This window comes from Paucilactobacillus nenjiangensis (assembly GCF_005405445.1).
GTDB classification, from domain to species: domain Bacteria; phylum Bacillota; class Bacilli; order Lactobacillales; family Lactobacillaceae; genus Paucilactobacillus; species Paucilactobacillus nenjiangensis.
Genome location: NZ_BJEB01000043.1, coordinates 1 through 17,710, shown reverse-complemented (window position 1 = coordinate 17,710; position 17,710 = coordinate 1). Strand labels below are relative to the sequence as shown.

The 17,710-nt window shown below is 32.1% G+C and carries 16 protein-coding genes; 15 read left to right on the top strand and 1 reads right to left on the bottom strand.

Features of this window, described 5'->3' with window-relative positions:
* Positions 1-224: helix-turn-helix domain-containing protein (locus FFM59_RS07035; protein ID WP_137602335.1), on the bottom strand; the 224-nt coding region annotated here is incomplete at its 3' end.
* A 143-nt stretch (positions 225-367) separates the two neighbouring features.
* Here FFM59_RS07035 and FFM59_RS10195 point away from each other — a divergent pair.
* The 15 genes from FFM59_RS10195 to FFM59_RS06960 all read left to right on the top strand — a co-directional run bounded on the left by FFM59_RS10195 (position 368) and on the right by FFM59_RS06960 (position 17,480).
* On the top strand, positions 368-1,405 hold the full coding sequence (locus tag FFM59_RS10195; RefSeq protein ID WP_225420324.1) for a peptidoglycan recognition protein family protein: 1,038 nt from the start codon (positions 368-370) through the stop codon (positions 1,403-1,405).
* Positions 1,406-1,518: 113 nt separating this feature from the next.
* The gene (locus tag FFM59_RS07025; RefSeq protein WP_137602334.1) at positions 1,519-3,213 is read left to right on the top strand and encodes a glucosaminidase domain-containing protein; all 1,695 of its coding nucleotides are present in this window, start codon (positions 1,519-1,521) and stop codon (positions 3,211-3,213) included.
* A gap of 67 nt (positions 3,214-3,280) precedes the next feature.
* Positions 3,281-4,357, top strand: coding sequence for an acyltransferase family protein (locus FFM59_RS07020; protein ID WP_137602333.1), 1,077 nt, complete (start codon positions 3,281-3,283; stop codon positions 4,355-4,357).
* 138 nt (positions 4,358-4,495) lie between these two features.
* Positions 4,496-5,110 carry a sugar transferase gene (locus FFM59_RS07015; RefSeq protein WP_137602332.1) on the top strand — a complete coding sequence of 205 codons (615 nt, stop codon included), beginning with the start codon at positions 4,496-4,498 and terminating at the stop codon, positions 5,108-5,110.
* Between the two features lie 17 nt (positions 5,111-5,127).
* Positions 5,128-5,760 (top strand): Wzz/FepE/Etk N-terminal domain-containing protein, encoded by a 633-nt coding sequence (locus FFM59_RS07010; protein ID WP_137602331.1) that lies wholly within the window; start codon positions 5,128-5,130, stop codon positions 5,758-5,760.
* A 241-nt stretch (positions 5,761-6,001) separates the two neighbouring features.
* Positions 6,002-7,129 (top strand): hypothetical protein, encoded by a 1,128-nt coding sequence (locus FFM59_RS07005; RefSeq protein WP_137602330.1) that lies wholly within the window; start codon positions 6,002-6,004, stop codon positions 7,127-7,129.
* Positions 7,117-8,196 carry a glycosyltransferase gene (locus FFM59_RS07000; RefSeq protein WP_137602329.1) on the top strand — a complete coding sequence of 360 codons (1,080 nt, stop codon included), beginning with the start codon at positions 7,117-7,119 and terminating at the stop codon, positions 8,194-8,196. The genes FFM59_RS07005 and FFM59_RS07000 overlap by 13 nt, the downstream gene beginning before the upstream one ends.
* A complete protein-coding gene (locus FFM59_RS06995; protein ID WP_137602328.1) occupies positions 8,193-8,957 on the top strand; it encodes a DUF4422 domain-containing protein in 765 nt (254 codons plus the stop codon). Before FFM59_RS07000 ends, FFM59_RS06995 begins: the two co-directional genes overlap by 4 nt.
* 15 nt (positions 8,958-8,972) lie before the next feature.
* Positions 8,973-10,094 carry a UDP-galactopyranose mutase gene (gene glf, locus FFM59_RS06990; protein WP_137602327.1) on the top strand — a complete coding sequence of 374 codons (1,122 nt, stop codon included), beginning with the start codon at positions 8,973-8,975 and terminating at the stop codon, positions 10,092-10,094.
* A 1-nt stretch (position 10,095) separates the two neighbouring features.
* Positions 10,096-11,520 (top strand): flippase, encoded by a 1,425-nt coding sequence (locus FFM59_RS06985; protein ID WP_137602326.1) that lies wholly within the window; start codon positions 10,096-10,098, stop codon positions 11,518-11,520.
* Positions 11,521-11,534: 14 nt separating this feature from the next.
* On the top strand, positions 11,535-12,506 hold the full coding sequence (locus FFM59_RS06980) for a glycosyltransferase family 2 protein (protein ID WP_137602325.1): 972 nt from the start codon (positions 11,535-11,537) through the stop codon (positions 12,504-12,506).
* Positions 12,507-12,530: 24 nt separating this feature from the next.
* Positions 12,531-13,706, top strand: a complete 1,176-nt coding sequence (locus FFM59_RS06975) for a DPM/DPG synthase family glycosyltransferase (protein WP_137602324.1) — start codon at positions 12,531-12,533, stop codon at positions 13,704-13,706.
* The gene (locus FFM59_RS06970; protein ID WP_137602323.1) at positions 13,696-15,363 is read left to right on the top strand and encodes a hypothetical protein; all 1,668 of its coding nucleotides are present in this window, start codon (positions 13,696-13,698) and stop codon (positions 15,361-15,363) included. Before FFM59_RS06975 ends, FFM59_RS06970 begins: the two co-directional genes overlap by 11 nt.
* Before the next feature lie 15 nt (positions 15,364-15,378).
* Positions 15,379-16,272: a glycosyltransferase family 2 protein gene (locus FFM59_RS06965; RefSeq protein ID WP_137602322.1), complete on the top strand. Its 894-nt coding sequence runs from the start codon at positions 15,379-15,381 to the stop codon at positions 16,270-16,272.
* A gap of 2 nt (positions 16,273-16,274) precedes the next feature.
* Positions 16,275-17,480 carry a hypothetical protein gene (locus FFM59_RS06960; RefSeq protein ID WP_137602321.1) on the top strand — a complete coding sequence of 402 codons (1,206 nt, stop codon included), beginning with the start codon at positions 16,275-16,277 and terminating at the stop codon, positions 17,478-17,480.
* The last annotated feature ends 230 nt before the right edge of the window (positions 17,481-17,710 follow it).

Below are 17,710 nucleotides of genomic sequence, written 5' to 3'. Positions count from 1 at the left end.
AGGTTAGTCGTTAAGATGGTTTTACGACCACGATGACTAAGTTTAACTTCATGGTCAGTTTGAGCCTTAACTGCGTGGTACTCACCAGCTAAGCGATGAACCTCATTAAAGATAGTGGTTTTACTAAAGCCTAAATAATCGGCAATATATTGAAGTGAGTGCTTTTCATGATGAAGTGTTTCGATGACAACGCGGTCTTCAAATGATAAAATAGTGGTGCCCATAAAGGTCCTTCTTTCTAGTGGAATGTTGTGGTGACACCATTAAAGGCCTTTATGGGTTTTTCTGTCCACTAATATGTTCAACTTAAATTTTACAATCTACCTTGAATAATAATAAAGTTTACTATTTTGGAAATGATGGACAATTGTATCAAAATAAGTACTATACAAATTGGGGAAATACTTATTATTTTGGCGCTGATGGTTCAAGATATTCAAATAAGTTTTTTGACAATGCTAATGGTACTTCATACTTCGATGTTAATGGAGTCAGGTATGAGGATAATTTCTATACAAATTGGGGTAATGTGTATTATTTTGGTGATAACGGTGCAAGATTAGATAACCAATTTTACAGTAATTGGAATAATTTATACTATTTTGGAAATGATGGAGCTCGCTACACTAACCAATTTTATAGCAACTGGGGTAATTTATATTACTTTGGAAATGATGGAGCTCGATATACGAATCAATTTTACAGTAACTGGAATAATCTGTATTATTTTGGCGACAATGGTGTTCTGCTGAAAAATACACATTTTGTTTATAACTTTATTGATTTTTATGCAAATAATCAAGGAATATTGAATCTATCAAATTCTATAAATGCTTACATCATTGCTAACGGATTTAGACACGCAAACGTAGAAACGCTTATTTGGGGCGGATATCCTACAGCTGATATGCAATACCGGACAGGCTCTCCAGAAGGAGTGGTGGTACATGAAACCGCTAATAAAAATGATAGTATTGAAGGCGAAATCAATTACGCACAAAATAATTATGAAAATGCGTTTGTCCATTCATATGTTGATGCTTCACGTATTATTAACGTTGCAAATACTGACCTTAAGTGTTGGGGAAGTGGACCGTTTGGAAATCAAAGGTTTGTTCAATTTGAACAAGTTGAAGTACATGATGCCTATTCGTTTGCAAGTGAACTTAATAACGCGGCATATTATACGGCGTATCTATTAAATCAATATGGATTGAAAGTGCAGACTGAATCTAACGGAGTTGGCACAATATGGTCACATCATAATGTCACTGAATATTTAGGTGGAACCGACCATACAGATCCAGATGGGTATTGGTCGACAAACGCAAGCAAACTATTCGGTGCAAATTACAATATGGATACATTTGCTCAATTAGTTGAATATTATTATGTTCAATTTTGATAATTAAAAAGTGTTGCTCTAGTGTTACATTAGGGTGACATTTTTATTTAATTTTAAATAATTCTTTAAGGATATGGTATGATTCATTTAAAATTATTGTGAGGAGTATGTAAATGATAGAAAGTCCAAGATTTAAATTATTCAAAAAAGGTAAAAATTGGTGTATTGGAATGGTTGCTGCAGTTTCAATGCTAGTTGGAATTGCAACTGCGACTACAACTACTCAAGCAGATGAAGTTTCAAGTCAAAGTTCTGAACAGGTTCAGAATTTAGATAAAAATAATGTCAATACAATCCAAGGTAGTGATGTCGCGTTAGTAAGTAGTTCAGATCAAACTCAAACTAACACAAACTTAAATGATAATGATAAATTGAATTATACTACTGAATCAGATACTGATAACACAAATAATGAGACAAAACAAAGTGTTTTGATTGATGATAATCCGGTATCAAATAATGACAGTTCTAAAGAATCACTAGATGCAAAAAATTTAAAGAATGATGTGACGAGTACGACTGACAATTCATTAGTTGATTATGCATCTGATGCGACAAGTGAAAGTAATGCAGTTGATACTAATTCAATCATTTATAAAAGTGCTACGGCGGCAACAGTTGAAAGCTCAGAAAAAAACGGGTTGGCATTACAAGGTGGGAAAACTTATTTATACCAAGATGGTCAAAAATTGAGTGGGACCCAAGTTGTTGATGGAAAAACTTATTTTTTTGATGAAAGTACGTTCCAAATGAAAACTAATTTTTTCAATGTTGATGATGGTAAGGTTTACTATTTCGGATTGAACGGACAAATGTTTCAAGACCAGTTTTATTCGAATTGGGGTAATGTTTACTATTTTGGAGTAGACGGTGCTAGATATACTGATAAATTTTATACGAATTGGGGTAATAAGTACTATTTTGGTGATAATGGTGCCAGATTTGATGATCAATTCTACACAAATAAAGATAAAGTTTATTACTTCAGTAACGACGGTATAATGTATCAGGATAAGTTTTATTCAAATTGGGGCAATGTTTATTATTTTGGAAATGATGGTGTGAGATATACAAATCAATGCTATACAAATTGGGGTAACGTTTATTACTTTGGTGACAATGGTGCTAGATATACAAATCAATTTTATTCAAACTGGGGTAATCAGTATTATTTTGGAAATGATGGTGCAAGATATACTAATAAGTACTATGTAAATTGGGGTAATATTTATTACTTTGACGGTAATGGAGCATTAACACGCAATCAAAATGCTAATTTGGGTTCTGGTTACTTGAACTATGATGGAAATGGTGTGTTATCATATTACAATAATCACTTGCAAGCTTATCAAAATGCCTTTTTAAATAAAGTTCTATATGGTGCTATTATTGAATGGGTGAATCATAAAATATTGCCTGCATTAACGGCATCGCAAGCAATTATTGAAAGCGGTTGGGGGACCTCAAGCCTTTCAGCAAATTATAATAACTTATTTGGTATCAAGGGAAGTTATAACGGACATTCTGTAACATTACCAACTGGAGAATACTATGGTGGAAGTTATGTAACTGTTAATGCTGCATTTAGGGCATATGATAGTTATGCACAGAGTATTGGTGATCACTCTGCTTTTTTGACATCTAACTCTAGATATTCTAATTTAATAGGTCAAACAAACTCTAATATTGTTGCAACCTTAATTAGACAAGATGGTTATGCTACAAGCCCAACATATACTTCAACGTTAATAAATACCATGAATGCTTATGACTTATATTCATGGAATACTGTTGGTTTTAGTATTTAAATAAATCAGACAAGTTATAACGTACAATTTACGTTGTAACTTGCCTTTTTTTTGGAGATTATAATTGATGACAAACAAATTGAGAATTAAATGGATTGACGTAGCAAGAGGAATTGCAATTTTGTGTGTGGTTATCGGCCATTCTCTTGGAAATTATTGGCCCGGAATTATAGGGAATGTTATTTTTGCATTTCATATGCCAATTTTTTTTGTATTGAGCGGTTATCTATACAGACATAAGAGCTTTCTTGTTTTGCTAAAAAATAATCTTACCACTTTAATTATACCTTACATTGCTACAATTTTCATTGAAGGTATTGTGATAATATTTTGTAGATTTTTACCTAATCCAATATTTTTACCTAGGATTTTATCATTACATCAATTAGTAAAATCTAGTATGTATGGCGTCGGTGTGGATGTGAATGTTTTTCACCATTCAATATCATCCGTAGGAGCATTATGGTTCTTGTTAGCAATGTTTTTATCTTCCCAAATCTTTAATTTCATTATGGGATTTAATCTCGGGCGACATGATTCAATCGCCAAGGGATGTATATTTGTTATCTTAAGTCTATGTGGAATTTGGATGACACAAATAATGTTGTTTCCATTATCATTGAATTCAGCACTTGGTGCACAATTTTTCTTATATTGTGGATACATTTTGAAAAAAAGAAATATGATCGATAGTTTAAACAAATGGTTAATGTTATTTTCATGTGTATTTTTTGTTTGGTCTTCATACAGTGGTGTTTTTGGGATGGTTACAATGACATCACCAAACGTCTTAATAAGTATGCTTGGAGGCGTTGGGGGTAGCATTTTGGTGATAAAGTTATCAACTAAAATGGATTACGCTTTTAGGAACAACAAAATTGAGAAAATATTGACATTTTTTGGTCGGAATTCTTTAGTAATTCTGTGCTTGCATATAATTGATTTAGACAACATACAATTATGGTCGAGAATAATGAGTTTTATTACACCTATTTTGCCGTACAGCGTGGCAATTATTGTTGGTATTGTTTATAGAATCCTGTTTGTTGGTTTTGCTTGTTTAATAATTCCAAAAATCCCCATATTTAGAAATTTATATATGCCCAGACAATTTGGATCGCTAATTAAGTGGGTTCGCAACTAAAATTCGCTTGGTATACGAAAGATACTTGTTTAAAAACAAATTTAAGTGAATATTAACTTTATATAATTTGTCAATACTGGTAACATAGAATGAGTAATAATTTGATTGGAATAATATGCATTCGGGATTGGTGAACAAATGATTTATACATTTTTCAAAAGATTTTTTGACATAGTATTATCTTGCCTTGCATTAATAATAACTAGTCCAATTTTTTTAATTTTATACTTTTTTTCGAGATTTGGAAAAAACTCTGGGCCTTTGTTTTTTAAACAATTAAGAGTCGGTCGGGATCATAATAATTTTTATATCTATAAATTTCGGTCTATGATTGTAAATGCTGATCAAGTGTTGGCTGCAAATCCTGAACTTTACAATAAATATGTGAAAAATAATTATAAATTAACACCAGAAGAAGATCCAAGGATAACCAAACTGGGTGTGTGGCTCCGTAAAACATCAATTGATGAAATACCACAATTTATCAACATTATTAAAGGTGAGATGGCATTGGTTGGTCCGCGTCCAGTTGTAATGGAAGAGTTATATGAGTATGGTGAAAATATTGACAAGTTTTTAAGTGTTAGGCCAGGGGCAATGGGTTATTGGCAAGCAAGTGGTCGTAGCAATATTGGATATCCAGAAAGAGCTGATATAGAGCTATATTACGTTGATCATGTCAGTTTTTTGTTCGATGTAAAAATAATTTTTAAAAATTTATTGAGTATCATAAAATCTGACGGCGCTTATTGAGAGGAATTTAGGTAAAGATGAATAAAACAGTAACTTTTGGTGAAATAATGAATTACATGGTAAAAAGAAGTTGGATTGTTGTCGTTTCAGCTTTTGTTTTTGCACTAATATTTGGTGGCTATGCGAAAATGAACAAATCTACTACCTATACTGCTACATCGCAAATTATTATTTCTCATGAGTATTCAGGAGTTTCACGCAAGGATGATCTTTTCAAGTTAGACATGGATATGGCACCAACATATGAGAAACTTGAAACTAATTCTACAATTTTAAAACAAGTTGTAAACAAATATAATCAAACCTATAAGCATGGAAAAAGGCTTAAAATTGCAAACCTTAAAAATATTGAAATAAAAGGAACAGCTGGATCACTAACCTATGATGTCGCTGCTTCAGCAAATAACGCTACGAGGGCAGTTAGAATCGTAAATATATTCAATCAAGTTTTGAAGGATAACTTGTATTCATTGGTTCCTAATGCCGGAGAAGTTCATATTCTAGAAAAATCAACAAATAGTAATGTCAAAGCTGAAAGTACTCCATCATTAAAAAAATATGCTGTACTTGGATTTGTAACCGGCGTTGTAACGTCGATTTTATTATTGCTGGTAAAATACGGACTTATAATTAAACAAAGAACGGAATGATTTCATGGTATATTGGTTGGTTCCTTCAGGATTGCTCACTAAAGTATTAATAAACAAAGGACCTTTAATTTCACAAAGCGCTCCCTTTTTTTTTATGTGTGCATTTTTGTTGTATATAATTTTGTTTAAGAAAAAACTAACAACATTTAAGTTAAGCCTAAACGTACTGTACTCTACTTTCTTGATTCTTATTTGCCAAATCATTGCTATTTTATTGACAAATTTTAGATATCCGCGTGAAATGGAACAAACTGCAGGGATTTTAAATGGCACTATTTCAGTAATTGTTACGGGTTTTATTATTTTTGTGACGTACTATGTTGTGCAATTTACATTCGACAGTGAAATATCTATAAAAAAATTTTTTTCTGGCTCCGTAATTACTTTTGTAATCTATTTAATTTTAATTTTGATTCCACAAGCAATTGATACAGTTACTGGATCAATTGATGGTTATGCCAACTTTATTGGAAGTTTTGAACAGAGACACGTTGGTAGAAATGATTTTTATTCACTAGGAAGTTACGTGACTACTCTAAATAGAGTTAATGGGCTTTTACCGGAAGCAAGCTTCTTAGCAGCTATGATAGCCATTGTGTTTATTCCAATGATTGTTAGTGGTATAACGAATCATTTTAATTTATTTGGGTTAAAGAAAAAATGTAGCTATATTATTCTATGGATTGTACTTGTCACAACAATAATTATTTTGTTCTTAGCGAAAACAAGTACGGGCTTCGTTGCAATAGGCCTGGCTGCTATTGAGTTATTGATATTCTCAAATAAGCAAGATAAAAAAAATTTTTTTGGACTTGGTCTAATCTTACTTGTGGTATTGATAATTTCTTATTTTGAGCTTAGTTTTGTTCATACTATGTTGAATAATTATTTACTAAAAAAGCAAGGAATATCTAACCGACTTGGTGGAACTATTGGTTTGTTTTTAACATTCATCCATAATCCAATTATTGGCGTTGGAATGGGCTTTACAAGTCCGTATGTTTTCACATACGTGCCATTCTCTATGACAATCAACGAAGAGTTTATAAAGATTTTCAGTTACACTGGATTTGCAGATCAAAGTGTATGGGGGGAAATTTTTTCTTATTTTGGATTGGTATTGGTCGTGCCAATGTTCATTTTTATAAAAGGAAAAATAAAAAAATCATTAGTAATTTTAAGGTCAAGTAATAACTCGTTCAATAAATTCGTTATGCACTCATTTTTTATGTACTTAATTAATTTGACTACAATTAGTTTGTTTTCATTTGAATGGAATCAATGTATTTATTATACAATTTTCTTTGCTTACATTGTTGCCATTAACTTTATTTCAAGCGAGAAAAGAGGCTTACTGTGGAAAAAATAGAACTTTTATTACCCTTTATGACAGGGTTTGGCGGAACAGAGAAGGTAATACATAATCTAGTTGAAGCTAGCAAAACAGACCCTGAAACTAAAATTCACGTTACACAGTATGGTGGTACTTTGGATACGTATTGGATTAAAGATTCAGATTATTCTGATGTTAAGATGGCAAGTGCAAAAAAAGTTAGAACAGTTCAATACCTTATTATGTTACCTTTTTGGATTTTCAAAAAGGTCAAATTAACGGATGCCAATGTTATTATTTCAACCAACCCTGTAATGTGGGCATTAAGTTTTTTATGGAAAACAGTACTAAAGCGAAATATTAGTGTAGTAGCATGGTATCATTACTCACTAAAAAAGAAAAAGGTCAGTAAATTTGCTTTGAAAAAAGCTGATAAGTATCTTGCTATAAGTAGCGGTGTTCAAGAAGAATTACTTTCTTATGGAATTAGTGAAGAAAACGTTCATCTAATTTATAATCCTGTACAAAATTCAACAAGATTAATACCAAGAGATAAAAAAATAATTAACTTAATTTATGTTGGTAGAGTCATGTTGCATGGACAAAAAAATTTAATTGAACTTTTTGAAGCTTTGAGTATGTTGTCTACAACATTAAAATGGACATTAAAAATATATGGTGATGGCGTACCACGTGAAGTCGAGCAAGCTAAGAAATTCGTTCAACAAAATATGTTAGAAGAGAAAGTTTCGTTTGAAGGCTTTAATGATAATGTATGGAATGAAATTAAATATGCCGATGCACTTGTTTTAACTTCAACTTACGAGGGATTTGGTATGGTGTTGGCTGAAGCATTAACTCATGGAGTCTTTGTGGTTAGCTCAGATTGTGAAACGGGACCTAAAGATATTATTAATGGTCACAATGGGTTTATTTATCATCAGGGTGATACTAATGAATTAAAAAATGACCTTTCAAAAATTATATCTAGAGATTATCATCTACCAAGCCAAGAATACTTAGCTGAGAGTGCATCTAAGTTTTCTGAATCTAATTATTATAAAAGATTTGTAAGTGCAATAAAGACAGAGGAGATACAATGAATATAAAAATATTGGTCGCTACTCATAAAAATTACGAAATGCCTTCAGATAATAAATTGTATTTGCCAATTTTTGTTGGTAAAGATATACATCCAGATGTAAACAAAAGCTTTATTGGAGATAATACTGGAGATAATATTTCAAAAAAAAATGGACAGTATAACGAATTGACCGCCTTATATTGGGCGTGGAAAAATTTGAATGCTGATGCAGTAGGCTTAGTTCATTACAGAAGATATTTTGGGAAAAAATCTTCAAAAAAAATTGATGATATATTAACAAAAAAACAGATTATTGAGTTATTTAAAACTGCAGACATCATAGTTCCAAAAAAACGCCATTATTGGATTGAAAGCAATTATAATCATTATATTCATGCACATCCACAGGAACCGTTAGATTTTGCTAGAAAAGTATTAGCTGAAAAATATCCAACATATTTGCGTGCTTTTGATAAAACAATGTCAAAAACATCTGGCCATATTTTAAATATGTTTATCATGAAACAAGATGATTTCAAGGATTATTGTCAGTGGCTGTTTGATATTCTTGATAGTTTGGAGACAAATATTGATATAAGTCAATATTCAAGTTACCAAAAAAGAGTATTTGGTTTTGTTAGTGAACGCCTTTTAGACGTCTGGATTCAGACGAATAACAAGTCAATCGCAGAAACGCATGTGGTTTTATTAGAGAATCAACACTGGGTAAAGAAAATATTTAATTTCTTAAGAAGAAAATTTGGCGGTAAAAAACAATAAACGGAGGTAGAAAATATGGAAAAATATGATTACTTAGTTGTGGGATCTGGACTATTTGGGGCAACGTTTGCGTATGAGGCAGCAAAGCGTGGAAAACGTGTGAAAGTAATTGAGAAGCGAGACCATATCGCTGGTAATATTTATACGCATGAAGTTGACGGGATACAGGTACATCAATATGGTGCGCATATTTTTCATACTTCAAATAAAGAAGTTTGGGACTATATCCAGCAGTTCGCTGAATTTAACCGATATACTAATAGTCCTATTGCAAATTACAATGGTGAAATTTATAATTTACCTTTCAATATGAACACTTTTAACAAATTATGGGGGGTACAGACACCATCTGAGGCAGTTGCTGAAATTGAACAGCAAAAACAAAAAGCACATATTTCAGATAACCCAAAAAATTTGGAAGAACAAGCGATTTCATTAATAGGTACTGATATTTATGAAAAGTTGATTAAAGGGTATACAGAGAAACAATGGGGCAAGAAAGCTACGGAATTACCATCATTTATTATTCGTAGATTGCCTGTACGCTTAACGTATGATAACAATTACTTCAATGATAAATACCAAGGAATTCCAATTGGCGGGTACACACAAATAGTTAAAAAAATGTTAGAAAATAAATTAATTGATGTTGAAATTAATACTGATTTTTTTGATAAAAAGAATGATTATATCAAAAACTTCCCTAAAGTAATCTTCACAGGAATGATTGATCAATTCTTCGATTATCAATTGGGAGAATTGGAATATCGCAGTTTAAGATTTGAAACTGACGAATTGGATGTTAACAACTATCAAGGGAACGCCGTAGTTAATTACACTGATGCGAAAACACCATATACTAGAGTTATTGAACACAAGCATTTTGAATTTGGTAAAGGCAAAGAGGGAAAGACTGTTATCACTAGAGAGTATCCAGCAAATTGGTCTAGAGGTGATGAACCTTATTATCCAATGAATGACAGCAAAAATAATGAGTTGTATAAGAAGTATAAAGATTTGGCGCAAAATGTTCCAAGTGTTATTTTTGGTGGTAGACTAGGACAATATAGATATTACGATATGCATCAGGTAATACACGCTGCTTTAACTACAGTAACTCAGGAGTTTGAAAAATAAAATGCAAGTTGTAAAAAATTATTTGTATAATGTTGGGTATCAGCTATTAGTCCTATTTGCTCCTTTAGTAACTGTACCGTATGTTTCTCGGGTATTGGGTGCTCATGGTGTTGGTATAAACTCTTACACTAATTCATGGGTAACCTTTTTTTTGCTATTGGGACAGATGGGAATTGCTCTATATGGGAACCGTGAAATTGCCTATAATAGAAATAATAAAGAAACAAGATCAAGAATTTTTTGGGAAATTGAAGTGCTTCAGTTTATGACCATTATGTTTGCTTATATACTGTTTGTCATTTTTCTGTATTTTTTTGCTCATGGGTACCGAGAATTTTTTCTCATACAGTCTCTTCTGATTATTGCAGGGGGATTGGATGTTTCCTGGTATTTTATGGGAATGGAAGATTTTAAAAAGACAGTTTTACGTAATATGATAATTAAAGTACTTTCAATTGCGCTTATATTTACTCTAGTTAAAACACCAGATGATTTGGATATATATATTCTATTATTAGCTATGTCCCAAGTGGTTGGTAATTTGACACTTTGGCCTTACTTAAAAAGCAGTTTACAGTTTATTAAAATTAAAACACTTAAACCATTAAAACATTTTTACCCATCATTATTACTATTTATTCCAACAATAACCTCTCAAGTTTACCTAGTTGTCAATAGAATTATGCTTGGAAGATTAGCTGATACAGTTGCGGTTGGGCAATTTGATTATGCAGATAAGATTGTTAAAATTGTATTAGCGGTAGTTACCGCCACTGGATCGGTGATGTTGCCTCATATTGCAAATAAATTTGCAAATGGGGATGTACGAGGAATAAGGCAAAGTCTGTACAATTCTTTTGATTTTGTCACCTCAATGGCGGTACCGATGATGTTTGGATTAGCAGCAGTTTCAAATAAATTTGCACCGTGGTTTTTAGGTAGTGATTTTGGGGCCACTGGAAAAATAATTTTCATTGAAACACCAATTATTGTTTTCATTGCCTGGAGCAACGTTTCTGGAACTCAGTATCTGATGCCTGTCAATCGAGTTAAAGAATTCACTGCCTCCGTCACTATAGGAGCAGTAGTAAACGTAATTTTGAATATTTTCTTGATAGAAGCCTATGGTGCAAATGGGGCTGCTTTAGCAACTACAGTTTCAGAATTTGTTGTTGCAGCCACGCAAATTTATTTTATACGTACCACAATTCGAAGAAGAGAGTTGTTCAAAAATCTTTGGAAATATTTTTTGAGTGGGGCAATCATGTCTATTGTGGTGTACAGATTTAGTTCTATAATGAATATGTCTATTCAAAATTTAGTTTTACAGGTAATAGTTGGTGCTATGATTTACGTTGCTGGATTAATATTGACTAAGGCTCCAGTTATCAATCAAGTAAAAGAATTCATTAAGCAAAGAATTTAATTTAAAAATGAGAGGTGAGTACAGTTTTGATTAACTCGGAGCAAGTTGCAATATTGCTATCTACCTATAATGGTGAAAAGTACTTGGCTAAGCAGATAGAATCAATTTTAAATCAAGATTATGATAATTTTGTGCTATACATTCGAGATGACAACTCAAAAGATGGTACAAGAGTAATCATAAATGATTTCGTGCGTAAATATGATAACGTTTTTTTCTTGAATCCAAATGATTATGTAAATTTGGGGGTAACTAAATCATTCTTTTACTTACTTAAACAGGTCAACGCAAATTATTATATGTTCTCTGATCAAGATGATGTGTGGATGAGAGATAAAGTTAGTAAAACGTTAAAGAAGATGAAAGAGTCAGAAATTTTAACTAAGCCATCGTTAGTACATACAAATTTGTACTTAGTTGATAATGAACTTGATATAATTGGTGATAAAATTTGGGGAGATAATGTATCTACTGAATTCAAACAATTGATTTTCACTAATAATGTTGCTGGATGTACTTCTATGATAAATAATGTAATGAAAAATTTTATTATCGCTGATGAAGATAAATATGACGAAATGTTTATGCATGACTGGTGGATTGCATTAATTGCTTCTGGTTTTGGTGTTAATGCTTTTGTTAAAGACGAAACTATGTTTTATCGACAACATGCTGATAACGTTGTCGGAGGTGTTGACGGAGTAGTAAGCAGATTGAAGCGGATATCTAAAATCGGAACAGAAATCAAAAGATCCAATAAAATATTGCGTCAAGCAGCAGCGTTTTTTGATGCTCATAGTGATGACTTGAACCCCAGTGATAAAAAATACTTATCAGAATATGCTAATATTTGGCATGATGGCAGTGCTTATAAGAATTTATTAACAATTATCAAGTTTCCCAATAAAAAATCAACATTAAGTGGGAAAATTATGTTATCGTTTTTCTTGGTGATACTTCCGAAGAAATTAAGAAGCAATGGTTAAACAAAAATTGATGGAGTGTAAATTATGATAAATGGAAAAGAACTTACGATTTTAATGCCGTGCCTGAATGAGTCTGAAACTTTAGAAGCAAGTATTCTTGAAGCATTAAGTTTTTTTGAAGCAAATCCAACAGTTAGTGGGGAGATTGTCGTTGCTGATAATGGTAGTACAGATGGAAGCATCGAAATTGCTGAAAAATATATAGACCGGAATGTCAGAGTAGCTCACATTAAGAATCGTGGATATGGAAGTGCTTTGATTGGCGGAACAAAAGAAGCTCTCGGCAAATATGTAATTATGGGTGATCCTGACAACAGTTACGACTTTTTTCACTTGATGCCTTTTATTGAAAGACTTCGAAATGGCGATGACTTAGTAATGGGGAATCGGTTTAAAGGAGGAATTGAACCAGGTGCAATGCCTTTTTTACATCATTATTTGGGTACCCCGGTTCTATCTTTTATTGGTAGATTATTCTATCACAATAAAATTGGTGATTTTAACTGTGGGTTGAGAGGGTATAACCGTGAAAGAATAATGGACTTGCACTTAAGAACAACTGGTATGGAGTATGCCAGTGAAATGATTGTTCAGTCTTCATTACATCATTATCAAGTTTCTGAAGTACCTACGATTTTAAGAAAAGATGGACGAACGGCTGAGCCCCATTTAAGCACGTGGACAGATGGATGGAGACATCTTAGATTTATGTTAATGTACAGTCCAAAATGGTTATTTTTATATCCTGGAATCGTTATGTTTTTATGTGGTTTATTGGGAATGATTGTGCTTTCTCAAGGAACACTTCATATTAATTCCGTTAACTTTGACATTAATACATTACTATTTCTCGGCGGTTTAACTATTGCTGGTATACAAGCAATATTGTTTGCAATTTTTACTTATATATATGCTAATACAACGAGTTATTTTCCGGTCGTGGATAAGCTTTCAGAAGTTATTGAGAGAGTTACCGTTGAAAAAGGTATTTTGATTGGATTGATTGTTTTTGTTTTAGGATTTTTGCTGGCTGTGATTTCATTGGCCGTCTGGTCCCAAAGTGATTTTAAAAATTTGAATCCTGTTAAAATAATGCGAATTACAATACCCGCTATGATTTTGATGGTTGCTGGCGTTCAAGTTTTATTTGGAAGCTTTTTTGCTGGAATTCTAAAAATTAGGAAAGACAATGATGAATAAGAAAAATGTAATAAGATGGACTGCATATATATTGGTTACGCTATTGTATTTCTTGCTCATTTTCAATAGAAATTTCTATATACAACCATTTGCAGAATACGATTCAACGTTACAAGTCAAACTGGCGAATTATATATATCATGGTCAGTGGCTTGGACCTTATACATCAATAAATTTGGCGAAAGGGATTTCCTATCCCTTTTTTTTGGTTTTGCTACATGCAGTAAAACTTCCATTGTGGCTTGGATTAGGTGTGTTCAATTTACTCGCAGTTTCAATTGTTGTTGGTTCATTAAAACCACTATTTAATAAGAAATGGATGAGTTTACTTTTATTTGGAACACTACTATTGCATCCGATATTGTTTGATGTTTCGCAAGCGACTTTGTATAGGGATTCAATTACGTATGGCAGCATTCTATTGTTAATTTCATGGGTTGTGGGCACATTTAATTACAGTGTTATCTCACTATCTAAAGTTGGTATTTTATTTTATTCATTGATTGGAGTTATAATATTACCTTTTTGGATTAATTTACGCGAAGATGCTTTTTGGATGTACCCATTCATTATTGTTGCTCTGCTAGTAACTATCGTATTTTCAGTCTTTAATAATAAATGGAAACAGACACTGTGTTTGATTGTGATATGCGTATTGCCAGTGATATCAATGTATGGTGTTAATGGAATTATTAAACATAATAACTTTATACACTACGGAAGATCAGTAGTTAATGATTACGTATCAAAAGATTTTAAATCGGCTTATGGGGCTTTAACCAATATAAAAACAAATCAGTGGGTAATTAATGTGCCAGTAAATTCTCAAATGAGAGCAAGAGCTTATGATTCTGTAAAAGATTTTAAAAAATTACAACCTTTTTTAGATGGAATTGTACCTGGAAATACTGGATACTTTAAAAACTTTGGAGTTGCTGAACCAAGTTTTGGCAATGATTATCAAGGTGGATGGTTCTTCTGGGCATTAAGGAGATCGGCATATCTTTCGGGAGAAGCAAATACTGCACCAAAAGCAGAACGATACTATACAAAACTTTCAAAAGAAATAAATAAACAAATTAAAGAAGGCAAATTGAAAGGTTATAGTAAAGAACGAGCATCCCTTTCATCTAAATTTAATATTAAATCAATTAAACCTAGCATAAAATTTAGTGGTTTAGCAATAAAACAAATTGTAGAAATAAGATGGTTGAACTATGATGTTCCATATGTAAAAGCTGATCAAGATAATGCCTATTTAAAAAAAATGGCGGACTTTACAAAAGCTGGATTTCCAACTTCAAATGTCAAGGATGATCGTGTGCCAATATTCAAAAGTCTCCGATGGTTGAGTGCGGTGATTGAGCTTCTTGGTGGTCTTGGCGTAATCGTGTATATTATCACTGTTCTTAGAAAATCAAGAGATAGGAACAATGTAAGATCAAAAGAAGAGCTTGGTTTAGTCATCATATTTATTGGTATAATGCTAGAAATTATTCTGAGAATCATAATGTTAGGTTATGTTTCTGCGACTTCGTTTATTTCTTTAAGTAATGCATATTTGAGCAGTCTATATGCACTAATAGCAGTTGAATCTTGTTTGGGAATAGAATTCTTTTTTAAGTCAAAAAAAATAAAAACAAAGAATAAGAAATAGGGGATTCTAATAATCATGGATACATGTGCAGTAGTGGTTACCTACAACCGAAGTGAATTGTTAAAAGAATGTATTAATGCAATAAATAATCAGACGGAACCAGTTAAACATATTGTAATAGTTAATAATGCAAGTACTGACGATACAAGACAATACCTTGATTCGTTAAATGATTCGAAATATATTATATTTAATTCAGAGAATAATTTAGGTGGTGCTGGTGGCTTTAATAATGGGTTGAAAATTGCGTACAATGAAACTCAGGATGCTAACTTTTGGCTCATGGACGATGATACAGTAGTTCAGGAGGATTGTAACAAGCAGCTATTGGATGCACGAAGAAGATTTGATGTTAGTTTCTTAATTAGTAACGTGAGATGGAAAGATGGTTCTCCTGCAAACGTGATGACACCAGCTGATGATTGGCCTATCTTAATTGATGATGGATTGGTTAAAGTTAACTATGGATCTTTTGTTTCATATTCAATTTCGAGAGATCTTGTAGAAAAAAATGGTTTTCCGATTGCTGATATGTTCATATGGGGTGATGATTCTGAATTTAGTTTACGAGTTTCACGAGATTATCCTGGGTATTTTGTCAGCTCTGCCAAGGCTATTCACAAATCAAAATCAAACTCAGTTGCGAGCGGTATTGAGTCAGATTCTGTCGAAAGAATAAACCGATATTATTACCTTTACCGCAATAGTATGTACACTAAACGTAAATATGGAACAAAAATTGAGCCTTATAATGAGATCTTTAAAGCTTTAAAAAAAGTAGTTAAGATTTTTATAGTTTCTGATAAAAAATTTAAGCGTGTAAAGGCAGTTTTATCAGGAATTTTTGCAGGAGTTGTTTTTAATCCAAAAATAGAAATGCCAGATTCAAACAATGAAAAGGAGACTTGATATTGGGACTGTTTAAAAAATTTCTGAAAACAATCAGTATCTTAATTGTTAGCTACTTTGTTTTAATGACTCTTATTATGATTCCAAGTAATTCGTTGACGCGTACAAACGCTAGCGAAAGTTTAGAATTGATACAAACTGAAGGAACGTATCCGGAAATATTAGATACAAGTAGCAAAACTGGTACAAGGATTGATAATTTTACTGACGGTTGGATGGTTAGTGCAACAGTTAAGAAGCAAAGCAATCCAATAGTAGCTGCAATGTCAATAAATCATTATGAACGTTATTGGCAAGGATACTTGATTTTTCTGAGACCGTTAATGGCATTTTTTAATTTAAGCTCAATTAGGTATTTTAGTTTATTTATTTCTATGATACTATTCGCGCTGACATTTTATGTTATTGCAAAATCAATTAATTTAGTTATCGCCTTGTTCTACGCGGTTGCTATGACTAGTATTTCATTTTTCATCATACCGATGTGCTTAGAATATTCAAGCCTTTTATATATACTCAATTTAAGTGTCTTGTATATTTTAGTTAAACGAAAACTACCAAACACCTTACTAATTTTTTGTGTTATTGGATCGTTGGTTAATTTCTTTGACTTTTTGACTTATCCTGTAATAACTTTGGGGATTCCACTGGCATTATTGTTAATAAAAAAACATTACCAAGACAACGGTAGTTCTTTTCAAGAAAATATAAAAACGACTTCGTTAGCTGTTTTAGGGTGGTTTAGCTCATACTCAATTACTTGGCTTGCAAAATGGTGTTTGGCAACACTAATTTTACAAAAAAACGTTATTGTTGATGCGGTCAATCAGGTCCTGTTACGTAGCGAGGGAACTTCGTCTGAAGCTATTAGTAGTAATAACCCAGTCCTACACAGGCCATTTATGCTTAAGGAAAATGTTTTACAAATTTTCACAAAACAATTTATTTTGATTTTTATAATAATTTTAATTGCTTTAATTATTTTGGCAGTAATAAATAAGATTTCTTTCAGTACCATGATTTCATTATCCCCAATGATTTTTGTCGCTGTACTTCCATATATTTGGTATTTAGTGTTGGGGAATCATTCTCAAGTTCATTATTGGATGACTTATAGGGCGCAAGCTGTTTTTGTATTTACAAGTTTATCATATGCATACTTATGTATAAACAATAAAAGAAATAGTGAAAAATTGAAACAATTTTAATCAAAAAAATTATTTCTTTAGAATAGATCAGATTTAAAAACATTTTTCATTATCCAGAAGCCCCGATTGACTAGAATTTTATAATATTTAATCACAAAGAGTTGCTAATTTATGTATCGCTTTTAACATCAAGCTGCTAATTTATCCGGTTCTTTGGGTTCTTTGTCAAGAAGTACTGATGACCTAGAATTTCACAATCATTAACATCAAGCTGCTAGTTTCTCCGTTGT